The sequence below is a fragment of the Amycolatopsis sp. NPDC005003 genome, from assembly GCF_053600695.1.
Genome location: NZ_JBSGAI010000017.1, coordinates 32,382 through 50,053, shown reverse-complemented (window position 1 = coordinate 50,053; position 17,672 = coordinate 32,382). Strand labels below are relative to the sequence as shown.

Below are 17,672 nucleotides of genomic sequence, written 5' to 3'. Positions count from 1 at the left end.
GGGATGACAGTAATGAGCAACGACAAGCTCGCCGCGTTGTCCGAGGCCGGTGTCTCGATCTGGCTCGACGACCTTTCGCGTGAACGTCTGAACACCGGCAACCTCGCCGACCTGATCCGCGACAAGCACGTCGTCGGCGTCACGACCAACCCGACGATCTTCGCGAACGCGATGTCGAAGGGTGACGCCTACGACGAGCGGACCCGCGAACTCGCCGCCCAGGGCGCCGACGTCGAGGCCACCATCCGGGACCTGACGACGACCGACGTGCGCAACGCCGCCGACCTGTTCCGCGACGTCTACACCGCCACGAACGGCGTCGACGGCCGCGTCTCCATCGAGGTCGACCCGCGCCTGGCCAAGGACACCGACAAGACGGTGGCCGAGGCGAAGGACCTGTGGAAGACCGTCGACCGGCCGAACGTGCTGATCAAGATCCCGGCCACCCAGGAGGGCCTGCCGGCGATCACGGCCACGCTCGCCGAGGGCATCAGCGTCAACGTCACGCTGATCTTCTCCGTCGAGCGGTACAAGGCCGTCATCGAGGCCTTCTTCGCGGGCCTGGAGCAGGCGAAGGCCAACGGCCACGACCTGCGCGGCATCCACTCGGTGGCGTCGTTCTTCGTCTCCCGCGTGGACACCGAGATCGACAAGCGCCTGGAAGGCATCGGCACCGACGAAGCCCTGGCCCTGCGCGGCAAGGCCGCGGTCGCCAACGCGCGTCTCGCGTACGCGGCCTTCGAGGAGCTGTTCGCGTCCGACCGCTGGAAGGCCCTCGCGGCCGACGGCGCCAACGCGCAGCGTCCGCTGTGGGCCTCGACCGGTGTGAAGAACCCGGACTACTCCCCCACGCTGTACGTCGACGACCTGGTCGTGAAGGACACGGTCAACACGATGCCGGAGAAGACCCTCGACGCCGTCGCGGAGCACTCCGAGCTCAAGGGTGACCAGGTCACCGGCCGCAGCGCCGAGGCGCAGGAGGTCTTCGACAAGCTCACGGCGGTGGGCATCGACATCACCGACGTGTTCCTGGTGCTGGAGAACGAGGGCGTCGACAAGTTCGAGAAGTCGTGGACCGAGCTGCTGGAGACCGTGCAAGGGCAGCTCGAGCAGGCGAAGGGCTGAAGCACGACATGACGACAGGTGAGAAGACCGGCGTCGAGATCGTGGACGCCGCACTGGCGGAGCGTGCCGCGCCGCTGGCCGAGCGGCTGGTCGCCGACCAGGCCGCCTCGAAGCTGGCGGCGCAGGACGCGACGCTCTGGGGGCCGGAGGCCGAATCCGAGGCGTCGATCCGGCTGTCGTGGACGACGCTGCACAAGTCTTCGCGGCCGCTGATCGGCGAGATCGAGGCGCTGCGGACCGAGCTGCGGTCCGAGGGCGTCGACCGGGTGGTCCTGGCCGGCATGGGCGGCTCGTCGCTGGCGCCGGAGGTGATCACCGCGACCGACGGCGTCGCGCTGACGGTCCTCGACACGACCGACCCGGGCCAGGTCGCGGACGCCCTCGCGGGTGACCTCGAGCGCACGGTGATCGTGGTGTCGTCGAAGTCGGGCGGCACCGTCGAGACCGACAGCCACCGGCGGATCTTCGCGAAGGCGTTCGCCGACGCCGGGATCGACGCGGCGCGGCGGATCGTGGTCGTCACCGACCCGGGCTCGCCGTTCCAGGCACTGTCCGAAAAGGAGGGTTACCGCAAGACCTTCCTGGCCGACCCGCACGTCGGCGGCCGCTACTCGGCGCTGACCGCGTTCGGGCTCGTCCCGGCCGGCCTCGCCGGGGCGGACGTCGCCCGGCTGCTCGACCAGGCCGCTTCGGTGGCCGAGGAGCTCGCCGCGGACTCGGCGGACAACCCGGCGGTCAAGCTGGCCGCCGCCTGGGCCGCCGCGCACGAGGCCGGCGCCGAGAAGGTCGTCCTCGCGGACACCGGATCGGGCATCAAGGGCTTCCCGGACTGGGCCGAGCAGCTGATCGCCGAGTCCACCGGCAAGCAGGGCACCGGTCTGCTGCCGGTCGCGGTCGAAGGCCCGGAGGCGGCCGGTTTCGTGGACGCCGGGGACGACGCCACGGCCACCGCGGTCGGCAGCCCGCAGGGTGCGGCGAAGATCGCCGTCACCGGCTCGCTCGGCGCGCAGTTCCTGCTCTGGGAGTTCGCGACCGCGCTGGCCGGCCGGCTGATCGGGATCAACCCGTTCGACCAGCCGGACGTCGAAGCCGCGAAGAAGGCGGCCCGCGCGCTGCTGGACGACCCGGAGAAGCTGAAGGGCGGCGAAGAGCCGTCCAACGTGGACGGTCCGGTCGAGATCTTCGGCAGTGACGGGGTTTCCACGGACGGCAGCCTGACCGACGTGCTGCGCGCGTTCTTCGCTTCGGCGCCGGACGCGGGGTACATCGCGGTGCAGGCCTACCTCGACCGGCTCGACGACGCGTCGACGTCCCTGCTGCGCGGCGAGATCGCCAAGCGCACCGGGAAGCAGACGACGTTCGGCTGGGGCCCGCGGTTCCTGCACTCCACCGGCCAGTACCACAAGGGCGGGCACCAGAACGGCGTCTTCCTTCAGCTGACCGGCGCCGTCGAGCAGGACCTCGACGTGCCGGACCGGCCGTACACGCTGGGGCAGCTGCAGCACGCCCAGGCGCTCGGCGACGGGCAGGTGCTCGCCGAGCACGGCCGCCCGGTGCTGCGCCTGCACCTGACCGACCGGGCCGCGGGCCTCGCGGCCGTCGTCCGCGCGGTACAGGAGGTGGGCGCATGACGTGGGCGAACCCGCTGCGCGATCCGCGGGACAAGCGGCTCCCGCGGATCGCCGGGCCGTCCAGCCTGGTGATCTTCGGCGTCACCGGCGACCTGGCCCGCAAGAAGCTGATGCCCGCCATCTACGACCTGGCCAACCGCGGGCTGCTGCCCGCGGGCTTCTCGCTCGTCGGGTTCGCCCGCCGCGACTGGGAGCACCAGGACTTCGGCGAGCTCGTGCACGACTCGGTCAAGGAGCACGCGCGGACGCCGTTCAAGGAGTCGGTGTGGAACCGGCTCGCCGAAGGCATCCGGTTCGTCCAGGGCACCTTCGACGACGACGAGGCCTTCGACCGGCTCGCGAAGACGGTCCGCGACCTCGACGAGGAACGCGGCACCGGCGGCAACACCGCGTTCTACCTGTCGATCCCGCCCGGCGCCTTCCCGGTGGTGACCAAGCAGCTGGCCCGCTCCGGGCTGGCGAACGCCGACGAGAAGACCTGGCGGCGCGTGGTCATCGAGAAGCCGTTCGGCCACGACCTCAAGAGCGCCGAAGAGCTGAACGCGATCGTCAACGACGTCTTCCCCGAGGAGTCGGTGTTCCGCATCGACCACTACCTCGGCAAGGAGACGGTGCAGAACATCCTGGCGCTGCGGTTCGCCAACCAGCTGTTCGAGCCGATCTGGAACGCCAACTACGTCGACCACGTGCAGATCACCATGGCCGAGGACATCGGCCTCGGCGGCCGCGCGGGGTACTACGACGGCATCGGCGCCGCCCGCGACGTCATCCAGAACCACCTGCTGCAGCTGCTCGCCTTCACCGCGATGGAGGAGCCGCTGTCGTTCGAGCCGCGGGCCCTGCGCGCGGAGAAGATCAAGGTGCTCTCCGGCGTCACGCCGGTGGGCCCGCTGAGCCGGACCACCGCGCGCGGCCAGTACGCGGGTGGCTGGCAGGGCGGCAAGAAGGTGCCCGGCCTGCTGCAGGAAGAGGGCTTCGCGAAGGACTCGAAGACCGAGACCTACGCCGCGGTGACCCTCGAGGTGCAGAACCGCCGCTGGGCCGGGGTGCCGTTCTACCTGCGCACCGGCAAGCGGCTCGGCCGCCGCGTCACCGAGATCGCCGTCGTGTTCAAGCGGGCGCCGCACCTGCCGTTCGACTCGACGTCGACCGAGGAGCTGGGGCAGAACGCCCTGGTCATCCGGGTGCAGCCGGACGAGGGAATCACGCTGCGGTTCGGCTCGAAGGTGCCGGGGACCACGATGGAGGTCCGCGACGTCACGATGGACTTCGGGTACGGCCACGCGTTCACCGAGTCCTCCCCCGAGGCCTACGAGCGGCTGATCCTGGACGTGCTGCTGGGTGAGCCGTCGCTGTTCCCGGTGAACGAAGAGGTCGAGCTCTCCTGGAAGATCCTCGACCCGATCCTGGAGCACTGGGCGAAGGAAGGCGCGCCCGAGCAGTACGCGCCGGGCACGTGGGGTCCGCCGTCCGCCGACGAAATGCTGGAGCGCACCGGCCGGAAATGGAGGCGCCCGTGATCATCGACCTGCCGTCCACCACGACTTCGGCACTCAACAAGAAGCTGGTGGAGATCCGCGAACAGGGCGGCCAAGTCGCGCTCGGGCGGGTGCTGACGCTGGTGATCGTGGCCGACGACGACGCCCACCTCGAAGAGGCCATCGAGGCGGCCAACGGCGCGAGCCGCGAACACCCGTCGCGGGTGATCGTGGTGGCCAAGGGCGCCCGCACGGCGGCGCCGCGCATCGACGGCCAGATCCGGGTCGGCGGCGACGCCGGCGCGAGCGAGGTCATCGTGCTGCGGCTCTACGGCCCGCTGGCGTCGCAGGGCCAGAGCGCGGTGGTGCCGCTGCTGCTGCCGGACGCGCCGATCGTCTGCTGGTGGCCGGGCGCCGGCCCGAAGGACCCGGACAAGGACCCGCTCGGCGAGCTGGCCCAGCGCCGGATCACCGACTCGGCCGCGGAGAAGAACCCGGTCAAGGCGCTGACCACGCGGGCGAAGGCGTACACCGAGGGCGACACCGACCTGGCCTGGACGCGCCTGACGCACTGGCGCGCCCAGCTCGTGTCGGCGCTGGACCTGCCGCCGTACGAGAAGATCACCGCCGCGACGGTGACCGGCGAGGCCGACTCGCCGTCGACCGAGCTGCTGGCCGCGTGGCTGGCCGAGTACCTGAAGGTGCCGGTCAAGCGGGTCAAGAGCTCGGGCGCGGCCGGGATCATCTCGGTCACGCTCGAACGCAAGTCGGGCCCGGTGGAGCTGCACCGCCCGGACGGCCGCGTCGGCACGCTGACCCAGCCGGGCCAGCCGACCCGCCGGATCGCGTTGCAGCGGCGCAGCACGCAGGACTGCCTGATCGAGGAGCTCCGCCGGCTCGACCCGGACGAGGTCTACGAGGCGGCCCTGCACGGCCTGGGCAAGATCACGTCGGGCACGAACGGCAAGACGGGAGCGCCGCCCAAGGCGGACGTCACCTCGTCGGCGGCCGCGGCTGCGGCGGGGGCTGCGGCCGGGGCCGAGAAATGAGCAAGACGGAAGTCGTCGTCTACGCGAACAAGGACCTGCTGGCCGCCGCGGCGGCCGCCCGCCTGGTCACGCGGCTCGTGGACGTCCAGGCGGCCAAGGGCTCGGCGTCGCTGGTGCTGACCGGCGGCGGCACCGGGATCGCGGTGCTGTCGGAGCTTCGGGCGTCCTCGGCGCGCGACGCGATCGACTGGTCCCGGCTGGACATCTACTGGGGCGACGAGCGGTTCGTCCCGGCGGATTCGGACGAGCGGAACGAGAAGCAGGCGCGCGAGGCGTTGCTCGACCACGTCCCGCTGGACCCGAAGCGCGTCCACGCAATGGCGCCGTCGGACGGCGAGTTCGGGTCCGATGTGGACGCAGCGGCCGCGGCCTACGCCGACGTGCTGGCTTCCCAGGCGGGCCCGGAGGACCACGGGGACGTACCGTCGTTCGACATCATGCTGCTGGGCCTCGGCGGCGAAGGGCACACGGCGTCGGTGTTCCCGGAGTCCCCGGCGGTGTACGAGACCGAGCGGTCGGTGGTGGCGGTGCGGAACTGCCCCAAGCCGCCGCCGACCCGCATTTCGCTGACGCTGCCGGCGATCCGGCAGGCTCGGGACGTGTGGCTGATGACGGCCGGATCGGAAAAGGCCGACGCGGTGGCGCTGGCCTTGGCCGGCGCCGGCGAGGTGCAGCTGCCGGTGGCCGGCGCCCGCGGGCACCGGCGCACGTTGTGGCTGCTGGACCGGGCCGCGGCGGGCAAGCTGACGAAGGTGTACCAGCCGCCCACGGCTTGAGTGTTGTTCCGGCTCGGTGAGGGCCCTCTGCTGCGGCAGGGGGCCCTCATTCGTTTCCCGCACCGGAAAACCGGTCGGCGTGCGGCGGTGCCCGTGGCTAGGGTGCACGGCGTGAGTGGTGCGTCGCTGGAGGGCCGGGTGGCCGTGGTGACCGGCGTCAGCCGCCGGGCGGGGATCGGGTTCGCGGTGGCCCGGGAACTGCTGGCGGCGGGTGCCGCGGTGCTCGTGCACTCGTGGTCCCCGCACGACGCGGACCAGCCGTGGGGCACCGACCCGGCCGGCGACGCGGGAATAGTGGAGCTGCTCGGCGGCTCGGGTCCCCGGCTGCGGCACGTCGCGGCCGACTTCGCCGACCCGCAGGCGCCGGGGCTGGTGGTGACCGCCGCGGTGGAAGCCTTCGGCGCGGTCGACGTGGTGGTCGCCAACCACGCCCGGAGCTCGAACCAGAGTCTCGCCGAGGTCACCGCCGCCGAGCTGGACCTGACCTGGGCGGTGAACGCCCGCGCGAGCGTGCTGCTGACGCAGGCGTTCGCCGCCGCGCACGACGACGCGCGTCCCGGCGGGCGGATCATCTTGTTCACCTCCGGGCAGCACCTGGCGCCGATGAGCCGGGAGCTGCCGTACGCGATCAGCAAGGGCGCGGTCCACCAGATGACGCTCAGCCTGTCCGACGCGCTGGCCGACCGGGGGATCACGGTCAACGCGCTCAACCCCGGGCCGGTCGACACCGGGTGGGCGGACCCGGAGTTGAGCGAACGCGTCGGCCGCGCGCTGCCGGCGGGCCGCTGGTGCAGCCCGGCCGAGGTGGCCCGCCTGGTGCGGTGGCTGGCCTCCGACGACAGCCGGTGGATCACCGGTCAGGTCATCAACGCCGAAGGAGGATTTCGGCGCTGGGCCATGTGACCTGGGGCGGAGTCATCTCAGGACTTGTCGCGCCGGGAGTGCCTCGCCCCGCTACTGGCCGCCGGGGCACCGCGCGACCGCGTTGCCGGGTAGTTTCTCCTCCGGCCGTTGGCCCACCAACCCCGCTACGGGCCACCGACCCACCACGTCATCGCGGAACCGCGTCGCCCCGGGCAGCGACCTCACCTCCACCGGCCACCAGGCCAGCGCGCGACCACGCGGCCCCGCCTCCACACCGACCGGCCGGTTCACTCCGTGCGCCAGCCGCGCTGCAGGCGGGCGAAGATCTCCTCCGCCGCGCGGCGGGGGTGCTTGTCCGCCTGGATCAGCTCGCGCGCGGCCAACGCGAACCGGGCCAACGCCGCGCAGGCGGCGTCGCCTTCCGGGGCGCCCATTTCCTTGGCGATCGCGCGGGCCAGCGCCGTCTCGTGGCGCATCCACATCCGCCTCGCGTAGTCGCGCAGGGCGGGCTCGCTCTCGGTGAGCCGCAGGAACTCGTCGCTCGGCGCGTTCTCGGCGAGACGCAGGATGTGCTTGCGCAGGGCGTCCACGACCGAGTGCCCCGGCGGCCGCCCGTGGACCGCCTGGACCAGCGCCGCCTCGATGTCCTCGTCCTGGTCGAACACCAGCGCTTCCTTGCTGGGGAAGTACTTGAACAACGTCGTCACCGAGACGTCCGCGGCGTCCGCGACCTCCTTCACCCCGACCTGGGCGTACCCCCGGGCGAGGAACAGCTCCAGCGCGGCGTCGGCGAGGGCTTTGCGGGTCTGCGCCTTCTTGCGCTCGCGGCGTCCGATCACTTCGGTCATGCGGCAAAGTCTAACTCACTTCAAAAGTTTAGTCGTTGCACTTTCTTAGTGACTCTGCTTTCGTAGTGACATGACCTTTCCCCGTATCGCGATCGCCGGCGCCGGCCTCGGCGGGCTCGCCTGCGCCCGCGTCCTGCAGCTGCACGGCCTCGACGTCACCGTCTTCGAGCAGGAACCCGCCGCCGACGCGCGGCCACAGGGCGGGACGCTCGACATGCACGCCGAGACCGGCCAGGTTGCCCTCCGCGCCGCCGGTCTGGACGAACCGTTCCGTACATTGGCCCGCCCCGAAGGCCAGCAGATGCGCGGCATCGACCCGCACACCGCCGAAGCCGTCCTCGACGAGCGCCCCGCCGAAGGCGACGACTCCCGGCCCGAAATCGACCGCGGCCAGCTCCGCGGCATCCTGCTGGACTCCCTCGCCCCGGGCACCGTCCAGTGGGGCCACCCGGTCGACGGCGTCGCCCCGACCGGCACCGGCGCACGGCTGACGTCCGCCGGCGGTGTCACCCAGGACTTCGACCTGGTCGTCGGCGCGGACGGCGCGTGGTCCCGCGTCCGGCGCGCCCTCACCGGCGTCCGGCCGGTGTACAGCGGCGTCACGTTCGTCGAGTTCGGCCTCGACGACGCCGACCGCCACCACCCGGCCCTGGCCGCACTGACCGGCCGGGGGACGATGATGACGAAGGCCGACGGGAAGGCGCTCGTCGCGCAACGCACCAGCACCGGCCACATCCGCTGCTACGCGATCTTCTACGCCCCCGAGGAGTGGGCCGCCGGCCTCGACTTCGCCGACCCGGACGCGGTGCGCGACCACCTGCTCGAGCGCTACGCCGGCTGGCACCCGGATCTGCTCGCCTACCTGCGGGAGCACGACGGCGGGTTCGCGCACCGGCCCCTGCACGTCCTGCCGGTTCCCCACGCCTGGACGACCACTCCCGGCCTCACCCTGCTCGGCGACGCCGCGCACCTGATGCCGCCGCTGGGCGTCGGCGCGAATCTCGCCCTGCTGGACGGCACCGAGCTGGCGACGGCGCTGGCCACGGCACCGAGCGTCGAGGAAGCGGTCCGGGCGTATGAGGCCGGCATGCTGCCGCGGTCGATCGAGACGGCGAAGGCCTGCGCGGCCGGCCTGCACGACCTGCTGAGCGACGACCTGCGGTCCATGGCCGCCTGAGAACTGTGTGCCCAAAAGCGACCACACGTGGGTAACATGATTCCCACGATGTGGTCGTTTTGGCACACACTGGGAAACGGAACTCCCACCCTGGGTAGTGCACCTCGTCGGCTATCCCCCGGACGGCGCAGCCGATTACGGAATCCGGACGCCCGAACGCCGACCGCGGGTGAAACTAACCGTCTCCGTACGCGACCTCGTTAGCATCCGCACATTTGTCTGCGGCTGCGCGTCCCGATCGGGCCCTGAGCGCCTCTCACCAACAAGTCCACAAGACGAATGGGGTCGCCAGCGATGAGTACAGAGGGACTCTCGATTCCAGGCATCTCGATCGCGAGCTCGGGGCCGTCGGCCGCCGAGCGGGTGCGAAAGCGAGGGCTGAGCGCGTTCGGCTCGGTGCCCCGCCCCGCTGTGGTCACGTTCGCCATCGAGGCGGCCGCCGTCATCCTGGCCGTGCTCGACGTCTGGCTGGTCATTCCGGAGAAGGCCCAGCCCTATTCGATCTGGCTCTCCGGCGCCGCGTGCCTCGCGGTCGTGTTCCGCCGGAAGTTCCCGTTCCTCGCCGTGCTCGTCGCGGTCCCCGGCTTCCTGGCCGGCTGGGCCCAGCTCGCGTCGATGATCACCCTCGGCATGCTCGCCACCCGCCGCCAGCTGCACTGGCAGACGTGGGTCGGCGCCGCGCTGGTGTGGATGTGCCGGTTCGTGCAGTGGCCGTTGGAAGACTTCGCCGAGCTCAGCTGGCGCGAGCACATCCTCGACGGCATCTACGGCGTGCTGGTCGCCGGCATGCCGATCGCGATCGGCCTGCTGGTCGGCGCGCGCACCGAGATTTCGAACAAGCTCGCCGAGCTGGCCACGAGCCGCGACCGCGAGCGCCGCTTCCACGCCGACGCCGTCCGCGCCGAAGAGCGCGCCCGGCTGGCCCGCGAGATGCACGACGTCGTCTCCCACCAGATCACGCTGATCGCCATGCAGGCGGGCGCGCTGCAGGCCCAGACCACCGACGACCGCGCGCTGGAGACGGCGCAGGTCATCCGCACGTTGTCCAAGCGGACGCTGGAGGAGCTGCGGTCGCTGGTCAGCGTGCTGCGCGCCGGCTCGGACGACGACGGCCCGCGGGCCGGGATCAACGAGCTCGACCGGCTGATCCGCACGTCCGAGGTCCCGGTGCACCTGACGGTGGAGCACCTCCCGGAGGCCCTGCCCAACCAGGTGTCGGCGGCGGCCTACCGGACGGTGCAGGAGTGCTTGACCAACGTCCACAAACACGCCCCGGGCGCGACGGCGACCATCCGCATCCAGGGTGAGCACGGTGCGCTCAAGATCGAGGTCCGCAACGAGCGGGCGAGCCGCCCGGCGGAGGGACTCCCCTCGGGCGGCCACGGCTTGACGGGCCTCGCCGAGCGCGCCCGCCTGCTGGGCGGCAGCTTCGAGACATCGGGAACGGAGGACGGCGGCTTCCGCGTGCGGGCGCGGTATCCGCTGGACCGCTGACCTCCGGCCCCCGGTATCCAGTCTAGCGGCGGGCACCGACGATTCCGGCTCCCGCGAGGCTGCGAACGGAGGATTCCGGACGGAAACGACCGGAATCCTCCGTTCGCGGCTCCTCCGGCCCGGGAATTGTCGGTATCCGCCGGTAGCGTGGAATCGGGGGCTGCTCAGGCAGGTTCGGCGCAACCGCCCGGCAGTTCGCGGACCCGGAAGGGAATCTCGCGTGACCAGGCAGGCATCTCGCGTGCCTGGCCGGGAATCTCGCGCGACTGGCCGGGCATCTTGCGTGATCCGCCGGGCATCTCGTGTGATCAGCGGGGCATCACCGCGATGCCTGGCCAGTCACGCGTGATGCCCGCCTGAGCACGAGTAAGGCCTGGGTGAGCGCGCGAAAAGCCACCTCGAGGGGGTCCGCATCCCTCGGGGTGGCTGTTCGGTGGAACCGCTAGAGGATTTCCCGGCGCTTGCGCAGGCGGTCGAGCGCCTCCGCCAGGATGGCCTCGCCGTCGGCGTCGCTGCGCCGCTCCTTCACGTACGCGAGGTGGGTCTTGTACGGCTCGGTCCGCGGCGCGGCCGGCGGGTTCTTCTCGTCCTGCCCGCCCGGGAGCCCGCAGCGGGGGCAGTCCCACTCGTCGGGGATTTCCGCGTCGAGCGCGAACGACGGCCGAGCCTCGTGCCCGTTGGCACACCAGTAGGAAATGCGGCGACGCGGCGCCGACTCACCCCGTTCCGATTCGCCCGTAGGACCGGCACCCACCCGGGTGCCCCGAATCGCGTTACCGCCAACCATGAATCCTCACACCTAGGAATCGGCGGCGCGCCCCCCAATAGGCACGCCGAATCGCTGCGCCCCGCCGTCTCGACCCGGTCGCGGCCGACGACGGAACGCCGGACGCCTCACACCTTGAGCAGCAGACCCAGGCCCACGATGCTGATCAGCCAGACCGCGCCCAGCAGCAGGGTGATCCGGTCGAGGTTCTTCTCGGCCACGCTCGACCCGGCCAGGCTCGACTGCATCCCACCGCCGAACAGCGACGACAGGCCACCGCCCCGGCCACGGTGCAGCAGCACGGCGACCACCAGCAGGACGCTGGAGACGATCAACAGGATTTGCAGGAACAGCTTCATGTCATCCTCTGGGCTCTAGGAGAATGCAGGGGTACGGCATGGTCGTTTCCGACCACCACCGTACCCCTGGACTCGTCCACTGCTGTGTGACGGACCGAATACACAGGCTACCCGGTCGTGGCCTCGATCAGGGCAGCGGCCCGCCCGCGGCGAGTGCGCAGAGTTTCGTGAACTCCTCACCGTCGAGGCTCGCTCCGCCGACCAGGGCACCGTCGATGTTCTCGCAGCCCACCAGCTCGCTGATGTTGCCCGACTTCACCGATCCCCCGTAGAGCACCCGGACGGACGAAGCGACCTCGTCGCCGTACTTCTCCAGGAGGGTGGCGCGGATGGCCTTGCAGACCTCTTCGGCGTCCGCGGACGACGCGACCTTGCCGGTGCCGATCGCCCAGACCGGCTCGTACGCGATCACCACGTCCTTGACCTGCTCGGCCTTGAGGCCCTTCAGGCCTTCGATCAGCTGCGTCGTGGTGTGGTGGATGTGCTCGCCGGCCTCGCGGACCTCGAGCTTCTCCCCGATGCAGAGGATCGGCGTGATGCCGTGCTTGAGCGCGGCCTTGACCTTCTTGTTGACCAGTTCGTCGGACTCGGCGTGGTATTCGCGCCGCTCCGAGTGCCCGACCGTGACGAACTTGCAGCCCAGCTTGGCCAGCATCGGACCCGAGATGTCGCCGGTGTAGGCGCCCGAATCCTGCGGCGCGAGGTCCTGCGCGCCGTAGGTGAGCGACAGCTTGTCGCCGTCGACCAGGGTCTGCACACTGCGGATATCGGTGAACGGGGGCAGCACCGCCACGTCGACCTTCGCGTAGTACTTCTCCGGCAGCGCGAAGGCGATCTTCTGCACCAGCGCGATCGCCTCGAGGTGGTTCTGGTTCATCTTCCAGTTGCCGGCGATGAACGGCTTGCGTGCCACTAGTTCTTCTCCTCCAAAGCGGTCACGCCCGGCAGTTCCTTGCCTTCGAGGTACTCCAGGGAGGCACCGCCGCCGGTGGAGATGTGCGAGAAGCCGTCCTCGGGCAGGCCCAGCTGCCGCACCGCGGCCGCCGAGTCGCCGCCGCCGACCACGGTGAACGCGTCGCTCTTCACGAGCGCCTCGGCCACGGCACGGGTGCCGCCCGAGAACGCCTCGAACTCGAACACGCCCATCGGGCCGTTCCAGAACACCGTCTGCGCGTCGGCCAGCTTGCCCGCGAACAGCTCGCGCGAACGCGGGCCGATGTCGAGGCCCTGGCGGTCGGCCGGGATGGCCGTCGCGTCGACGACCTCGTGCTCGGCGTCGGCCGAGAACTCCGTCGCGGCCAGCACGTCGACCGGCAGGACCAGCTCGACACCGCGCTTCTCGGCTTCGGCGAGGAAGCCCTTGACCTGGTCGAGCTGGTCGGCCTGCAGGAGCGACTGGCCGACCTCGTGGCCCTGGGCCTTGAGGAACGTGTACGCCATGCCGCCGCCGATGAGCAGCCGGTCGACCTTGGTCAGCAGGTTCGCGATGACGCCGAGCTTGTCGGACACCTTCGCGCCGCCGAGCACGACCACGTACGGCCGCTGGACGTCTTCGGTCAGCTTCTTCAGCACGTCCAGCTCGGCCAGCACCAGGCCACCCGCGTACGCCGGGAGCACCGAAGCGACCTCGTAGACCGAGGCCTGCTTGCGGTGGACGACGCCGAAGCCGTCGGAGACGAACGCGCCGCCGGGGACGAGCGCGCCCAGCTCGGCGGCCAGCTCGGAGCGGTCCGCGGCGTCCTTGCTGGTCTCGCGCGCGTCGAAGCGCACGTTCTCCAGCAGGGCGACACCGCCGTCGGCGAGGCCGCCGGTCAGCGCCTTCGCGGACTCGCCGACCAGGTCACCGGCCAGCGCGACCTCGGCGCCGAGCAGCTCGGACAGCCGCTTCGCGACGGGCGCGAGGGTGTACTTCGGGTCCGGCTCGCCCTTCGGACGGCCGAGGTGTGCGGTGACGACGACCTTCGCGCCCGCGTCGGCGAGCTTCTTGATCGTCGGCAGCGCCGCGCGGACCCGGCCGTCGTCGGTGATGCGCTCCCCGTCGAGCGGGACGTTCAGGTCGGATCGCACGAGCACGTACCGGCCCTGAACGCCCTCGCCCAGCAGGTCGTCGAGGTTCTTGACGGTCATCTGGTTCAGGACAGCTTCGAACCGACGAGCTTGACCAGGTCGGCGAGGCGGTTGGAGTAGCCCCACTCGTTGTCGTACCAGCCGACGACCTTGACCTGGTTGCCGATGACCTTGGTCAGCGGCGCGTCGTAGATGCAGGACGCCGGGTCGGTGACGATGTCCGCCGACACGATCGGGTCCTCGTTGTAGCGCAGGATGCCGGCCAGCGGGCCTTCGGCGGCGGCCTTGTAGGCGGCGTTGATCTCCTCGACCGTGGCGGCCTTGGTCAGCGTGACGGTGAGGTCGGTGGCCGAGCCGGTCGGGACCGGGACGCGCAGCGCGTAGCCGTCCAGCTTGCCCTGCAGCTCCGGCAGCACGAGGCCGATGGCCTTGGCGGCGCCGGTCGAGGTCGGGACGACGCTCAGGGCGGCGGCGCGGGCGCGGCGCAGGTCCTTGTGCGGGGCGTCCTGCAGGTTCTGGTCCTGGGTGTACGCGTGGACCGTGGTCATCAGGCCCTGCTCGATGCCGAAGGCGTCGTTGAGGACCTTGGCCAGCGGGCCGAGGCAGTTGGTGGTGCAGGACGCGTTCGAGATGATGACCTGCGAGCCGTCGTACTTGTCGTCGTTGACGCCGAGGACGATGGTCAGGTCCTCGCCCTTGGCGGGCGCGGAGATGATGACCTTCTTGGCACCGCCGGCGATGTGCGCCTTGGCGGCGTCGGCGTTGGTGAAGAAGCCGGTGGACTCGAGGACGACGTCGACGTTCAGCTCGCCCCAGGGCAGGTTGGCCGGGTCGCGCTCGGCGAGGGCCTTGATGGTCTTGCCGTCGACGACGATGCCCTCGTCGCTGACGCTGACCTCACCCGGGAACCGGCCCAGGATGGAGTCGTACTTCAGCAGGTGGGCCATGGTGGCGACGTCGCCGAGGTCGTTGAAGGCGACGACCTCGATGTCCTGGCCGCTGGCCTGCACGGCCCGGAAGAAGTTGCGGCCGATGCGGCCGAAGCCGTTGACACCTACGCGAACGGTCACTGCTGCCACTCCTCTGAGGATCGGCCGGCACTCCGGCCGTGACTTGCGGGCTCGCGGCCACCCTAGCGTGCGGGCATGCGCGTCCCTGACTGCCCTGACGAGACTTCCACCACTTGGCGAACGGGTCAAGAATCGATTAAGAAGCGAGGGCGTCACGGCGGGTTTCCGTGGGTCGGCGTGACCTGTGGGAAACACGGGGCGCCGGGACCGGTTCCGGCTGATCCCGACGGGTGTGCAACAGCCCGCGAGGGCGCCGGCCGGGACGGCGAAACCGGGCCTTGACCGATTCAGCCGCTCAGCCGCCCTCAGCCGCCTTCGGAGGTGAGCCGGAAGCGGGACGTGAGGTCGATGACTCGACCGATCCAGCAGGGATTCACCCGGTGGATCGGCACCCGCTCCGGCCGCCGTCAGCCGGTCAGCTCGCGCTCCAGCGGGGTGCGGAACCGCGGCACCGCCCGGACCTCGCCGAACCACTTCGCGCACTTCTCCGCCTCCGCTTCCACCATCGCGCGGACCTCCGTGCCCACGTCCTCCAGCAGCCTGAACACCACCTCCCCCGAGGAGCGCTGGGCCCAGCCGCCGACCACCCGCCCCGAGGCCCACACCGTCGGGCCGATGTTGCCGCTGCGGTCGAACAGCGCCGCCCGGTGCGGGCCGAGGAACCAGTCGCGGTCCTGCCAGCCCATCGGCGTCGGGTCCAGCGACGGCAGGAACGCCACCCACGGTGGTGGCGGCGGCACCGGATCCACGTCGTCCGCCAGGACCACGCCCGGCACGCCGTCGAGGTCGGCCTCGGCCGGGGACAGCGCCGCCAGGGCCTTCTTCGTCTGGCCCGCCGTCCAGCCCGTCCACCACCGCAGATCGCTCACCGGCGCCGGGCCGTACGCGCGCAGCCACCGCCGGGCCAGCTCCACCCTGGCGTCTTCGGCGCTCCACGGCTCCAGCCCACCCGGCACCCACTCGTCCAGCGGGTGCCAGACGTACTGGCTGCTGAGCCAGCTGCCGCGGGGACGGCCGCGGGCGATCCGGCCGCCCGCCGCCAGCAGGAACAGCACCCGGCTCGTCACGTTGCCGATCGCCTCGTACGGCTTGCCCGCCGCCATCAGCAGCTGCTGGCGCAACCGCGGCTCGTCTTCGCTCAGCTGCTGCGCCGTCGCCGAACCGCGGGCCCGCAACGCCGCCTCGACCGACGCCTCGACGTCTTTCAGCCACGCTGCCGGCTCCGGCACGTTCTCCGGGTGGCCCTGCTGCCCCAGGTGCTGCTTCAGCAGTTTCCGCTGCTTGATCTCGATGTCCGCCGAGCAGCCCGCCTGCACGAGCGCGGCCGTCTCCAGGTCCGTCACGAACACCGTGCGCCGCATGCCCAGCAGGCGCAGCAGGGAACGCTCTTCGTAGAGCGCCCGCTCGACGCCGGAAACCGCCGGGGCGGCGAGCCGGGCGGACGCGGACAGGTGGACGGTCGCCGGGTCGGTCGCGTGCAGGGCGACGACGCCGGCGACCGCCTCCGCCACCGTCGCCGCGGGCGCGGCGAGGTGGTGCCGGACCGCGAGGCGGGCCCGGCGCTGGTCGATGCCGATCTTCTGAGCCACCCGGATTTGATACCACCCGGCACCGACAAAAACGCCTGGTCCTGCCGGGCGACCGGGCGCTAGCCTCGGGAAATGGTGTCCGGTACGCACTTGGCGGCCTTCGCCGCGCTGACGTTCCTCATGGTCGTGGTCCCCGGACCGAGCGTGCTGTTCACGATCAGCCGCGCGCTCACCGTCGGGCGCCGCGACGCGCTGCTCACCGTCGCGGGCAACTCCGCCGGCGTGTACACGCAGGTCGTCGCGGTCGCTTTCGGCCTCGGCGCGCTGGTCACGACGTCCGCGGCGGTGTTCACCGCGATCAAGGTCGCCGGCGCGGTCTACCTGGTGTACCTGGGGATCCAGGCCGTGCGCCACCGCCGGAAGCTGTCCGACGCGATGGCCGCGAAGGTGCGTGCCACGCCCGGGCGCGTGCTGACCGTGCTGCGCGACGGCTTCGTCGTCGGCTTCGCGAACCCGAAGTCGATCGTGTTCCTGGCGGCGCTGCTGCCGCAGTTCGTCGAGCCCGCGGCCGGATCGGTGCCCGCGCAGATGCTCGTCCTCGGGCTGTGCCTGCCCGCGATCGCGCTGGCCACCGACTCCGCGTGGGCCCTGGTCGCCGGCACCGCCCGCGCGTGGTTCGCCCGCTCGCCGAAGCGCCTGGAGCTGGTCGGCGGCACCGGCGGTCTCGTCATGATCGGCCTGGGCACCACCCTGGCCTTCACGGGCCGGGGTGACTGAGCACCAGGTCGAGCAATCCGGGAAAGGCGGCGTCGAATTCGGGACGCCGCAGGCGGTTCAGCCGCCGCGGGCCCTCGTCGCGCTGTTCGATCAGCCCCGCCGCGCGCAGGACGGCGAAGTGGTGGCTGCGGGTCGCCTTGGCCACCGGCAGGTCGAAGGTGCCGCACGCCTTCGTCCACTCCGGCACGGCCGCCAGCTCGCGCAGGATGCTGCGGCGCACCGGATCGGCGACCGCGGCCAGGGCGTCCTGCAGCGAAACCTGCGCCGGGGGCGCGTGCGTGAGGCCGCGCGCCCGCGCAGTGTTCGATGACTGTCGTACACTCATCCGCGTCGACCTCCGTCGAACACTCTAGGAGCAGGCATGCCACGGCACCTCGAGGCCGCGTTCGGCCCGGACGCGCGCAACCGCCTCGACGAAGCCGCCGAGCCCGGCCGCGAAGGTGCGCTGGCCGCCCTCGAATCGTTACACCGGCCTGGTCCAGCGCCCGCGCCAGCCCGAACCCGGTCGGGCCGGCCTCATACGTCACCGCCACCGGAGCGGGCAGCGAACACACCCACCCCACCACCGCCTCGGCCTTCGGCGACAGCCGCAACGACCGGATTTCTCCGGCTTCGTTGTCGATCGCGCAGGCCATCACCGACCGGGCGTGAACATCCAACCC

General features: G+C 71.3%; 17 protein-coding genes. 9 read left to right on the top strand and 8 right to left on the bottom strand.

Annotation, left to right across the window (positions count from 1 at the left end):
* Nucleotides 1-12: 12 nt before the first annotated feature.
* The 6 genes from tal to ACWED2_RS20870 all read left to right on the top strand — a co-directional run bounded on the left by tal (nucleotide 13) and on the right by ACWED2_RS20870 (nucleotide 6,962).
* Entirely contained in the window at nucleotides 13-1,125 is a 1,113-nt protein-coding gene (tal, locus tag ACWED2_RS20895) for a transaldolase (protein WP_449692130.1), read from the top strand.
* Between the two features lie 8 nt (nucleotides 1,126-1,133).
* Nucleotides 1,134-2,756, top strand: coding sequence for a glucose-6-phosphate isomerase (locus ACWED2_RS20890; RefSeq protein ID WP_449692129.1), 1,623 nt, complete (start codon nucleotides 1,134-1,136; stop codon nucleotides 2,754-2,756).
* The gene (zwf, locus tag ACWED2_RS20885) at nucleotides 2,753-4,276 is read left to right on the top strand and encodes a glucose-6-phosphate dehydrogenase (RefSeq protein ID WP_449692128.1); all 1,524 of its coding nucleotides are present in this window, start codon (nucleotides 2,753-2,755) and stop codon (nucleotides 4,274-4,276) included. The genes ACWED2_RS20890 and zwf overlap by 4 nt, the downstream gene beginning before the upstream one ends.
* The gene (gene opcA / locus ACWED2_RS20880; protein WP_449692127.1) at nucleotides 4,273-5,283 is read left to right on the top strand and encodes a glucose-6-phosphate dehydrogenase assembly protein OpcA; all 1,011 of its coding nucleotides are present in this window, start codon (nucleotides 4,273-4,275) and stop codon (nucleotides 5,281-5,283) included. Before zwf ends, opcA begins: the two co-directional genes overlap by 4 nt.
* A complete protein-coding gene (gene pgl, locus ACWED2_RS20875) occupies nucleotides 5,280-6,059 on the top strand; it encodes a 6-phosphogluconolactonase (RefSeq protein WP_449692126.1) in 780 nt (259 codons plus the stop codon). Before opcA ends, pgl begins: the two co-directional genes overlap by 4 nt.
* A 111-nt stretch (nucleotides 6,060-6,170) precedes the next feature.
* Nucleotides 6,171-6,962, top strand: coding sequence for an SDR family oxidoreductase (locus tag ACWED2_RS20870; RefSeq protein ID WP_449692125.1), 792 nt, complete (start codon nucleotides 6,171-6,173; stop codon nucleotides 6,960-6,962).
* A 248-nt stretch (nucleotides 6,963-7,210) separates the two neighbouring features.
* Here the strand turns inward: ACWED2_RS20870 and ACWED2_RS20865 are convergent, their stop codons facing one another.
* Complete coding sequence (locus tag ACWED2_RS20865; protein ID WP_449692124.1) at nucleotides 7,211-7,771, bottom strand: TetR/AcrR family transcriptional regulator; 561 nt, start codon at nucleotides 7,769-7,771, stop codon at nucleotides 7,211-7,213.
* A gap of 70 nt (nucleotides 7,772-7,841) precedes the next feature.
* Here ACWED2_RS20865 and ACWED2_RS20860 point away from each other — a divergent pair, with 70 nt between their 5' ends.
* Nucleotides 7,842-8,948 carry an FAD-dependent oxidoreductase gene (locus ACWED2_RS20860; protein WP_449692123.1) on the top strand — a complete coding sequence of 369 codons (1,107 nt, stop codon included), beginning with the start codon at nucleotides 7,842-7,844 and terminating at the stop codon, nucleotides 8,946-8,948.
* A 294-nt stretch (nucleotides 8,949-9,242) separates the two neighbouring features.
* Nucleotides 9,243-10,442, top strand: coding sequence for a sensor histidine kinase (locus ACWED2_RS20855; RefSeq protein WP_449692122.1), 1,200 nt, complete (start codon nucleotides 9,243-9,245; stop codon nucleotides 10,440-10,442).
* 442 nt (nucleotides 10,443-10,884) lie between these two features.
* On the opposite strand, the gene ACWED2_RS20850 is transcribed toward ACWED2_RS20855, so the two are convergent.
* From ACWED2_RS20850 to ACWED2_RS20825, 6 genes are all read right to left on the bottom strand, one after another.
* The gene (locus ACWED2_RS20850; protein WP_043788280.1) at nucleotides 10,885-11,229 is read right to left on the bottom strand and encodes an RNA polymerase-binding protein RbpA; all 345 of its coding nucleotides are present in this window, start codon (nucleotides 11,227-11,229) and stop codon (nucleotides 10,885-10,887) included.
* Between the two features lie 107 nt (nucleotides 11,230-11,336).
* On the bottom strand, nucleotides 11,337-11,567 hold the full coding sequence (gene secG, locus ACWED2_RS20845) for a preprotein translocase subunit SecG (protein WP_003071471.1): 231 nt from the start codon (nucleotides 11,565-11,567) through the stop codon (nucleotides 11,337-11,339).
* A gap of 127 nt (nucleotides 11,568-11,694) precedes the next feature.
* Nucleotides 11,695-12,480, bottom strand: coding sequence for a triose-phosphate isomerase (tpiA, locus tag ACWED2_RS20840; protein ID WP_449692121.1), 786 nt, complete (start codon nucleotides 12,478-12,480; stop codon nucleotides 11,695-11,697).
* A complete protein-coding gene (locus ACWED2_RS20835) occupies nucleotides 12,480-13,694 on the bottom strand; it encodes a phosphoglycerate kinase (RefSeq protein ID WP_449692120.1) in 1,215 nt (404 codons plus the stop codon). The genes tpiA and ACWED2_RS20835 overlap by 1 nt, the downstream gene beginning before the upstream one ends.
* 5 nt (nucleotides 13,695-13,699) lie before the next feature.
* Nucleotides 13,700-14,704, bottom strand: coding sequence for a type I glyceraldehyde-3-phosphate dehydrogenase (gap, locus tag ACWED2_RS20830; protein WP_449692119.1), 1,005 nt, complete (start codon nucleotides 14,702-14,704; stop codon nucleotides 13,700-13,702).
* A 407-nt stretch (nucleotides 14,705-15,111) separates the two neighbouring features.
* The gene (locus ACWED2_RS20825; RefSeq protein WP_449692118.1) at nucleotides 15,112-16,293 is read right to left on the bottom strand and encodes a winged helix DNA-binding domain-containing protein; all 1,182 of its coding nucleotides are present in this window, start codon (nucleotides 16,291-16,293) and stop codon (nucleotides 15,112-15,114) included.
* Between the two features lie 72 nt (nucleotides 16,294-16,365).
* Here ACWED2_RS20825 and ACWED2_RS20820 point away from each other — a divergent pair, with 72 nt between their 5' ends.
* Complete coding sequence (locus ACWED2_RS20820) at nucleotides 16,366-17,010, top strand: LysE family translocator (protein ID WP_449692117.1); 645 nt, start codon at nucleotides 16,366-16,368, stop codon at nucleotides 17,008-17,010.
* Here ACWED2_RS20820 and ACWED2_RS20815 read toward each other — a convergent pair.
* The gene (locus ACWED2_RS20815; protein WP_449692116.1) at nucleotides 16,991-17,335 is read right to left on the bottom strand and encodes an ArsR/SmtB family transcription factor; all 345 of its coding nucleotides are present in this window, start codon (nucleotides 17,333-17,335) and stop codon (nucleotides 16,991-16,993) included. The two genes, ACWED2_RS20820 and ACWED2_RS20815, sit on opposite strands and share 20 nt — an antisense overlap.
* Nucleotides 17,336-17,672 lie beyond the last annotated feature (337 nt).

What these genes read in the sequence shown, in the direction of transcription:
- tal (WP_449692130.1), top strand. Translation starts at nt 13, where the DNA reads ATGAGCAACGACAAGCTCGCCGCGTTGTCCGAGGCCGGTGTCTCGATC.
- ACWED2_RS20890 (WP_449692129.1), top strand. Translation starts at nt 1,134, where the DNA reads ATGACGACAGGTGAGAAGACCGGCGTCGAGATCGTGGACGCCGCACTG.
- zwf (WP_449692128.1), top strand. Translation starts at nt 2,753, where the DNA reads ATGACGTGGGCGAACCCGCTGCGCGATCCGCGGGACAAGCGGCTCCCG.
- pgl (WP_449692126.1), top strand. Translation starts at nt 5,280, where the DNA reads ATGAGCAAGACGGAAGTCGTCGTCTACGCGAACAAGGACCTGCTGGCC.
- ACWED2_RS20865 (WP_449692124.1), bottom strand. Translation starts at nt 7,771, where the DNA reads ATGACCGAAGTGATCGGACGCCGCGAGCGCAAGAAGGCGCAGACCCGC.
- ACWED2_RS20860 (WP_449692123.1), top strand. Translation starts at nt 7,842, where the DNA reads ATGACCTTTCCCCGTATCGCGATCGCCGGCGCCGGCCTCGGCGGGCTC.
- ACWED2_RS20855 (WP_449692122.1), top strand. Translation starts at nt 9,243, where the DNA reads ATGAGTACAGAGGGACTCTCGATTCCAGGCATCTCGATCGCGAGCTCG.
- ACWED2_RS20850 (WP_043788280.1), bottom strand. Translation starts at nt 11,229, where the DNA reads ATGGTTGGCGGTAACGCGATTCGGGGCACCCGGGTGGGTGCCGGTCCT.
- secG (WP_003071471.1), bottom strand. Translation starts at nt 11,567, where the DNA reads ATGAAGCTGTTCCTGCAAATCCTGTTGATCGTCTCCAGCGTCCTGCTG.
- ACWED2_RS20835 (WP_449692120.1), bottom strand. Translation starts at nt 13,694, where the DNA reads ATGACCGTCAAGAACCTCGACGACCTGCTGGGCGAGGGCGTTCAGGGC.
- ACWED2_RS20820 (WP_449692117.1), top strand. Translation starts at nt 16,366, where the DNA reads ATGGTGTCCGGTACGCACTTGGCGGCCTTCGCCGCGCTGACGTTCCTC.
- ACWED2_RS20815 (WP_449692116.1), bottom strand. Translation starts at nt 17,335, where the DNA reads ATGAGTGTACGACAGTCATCGAACACTGCGCGGGCGCGCGGCCTCACG.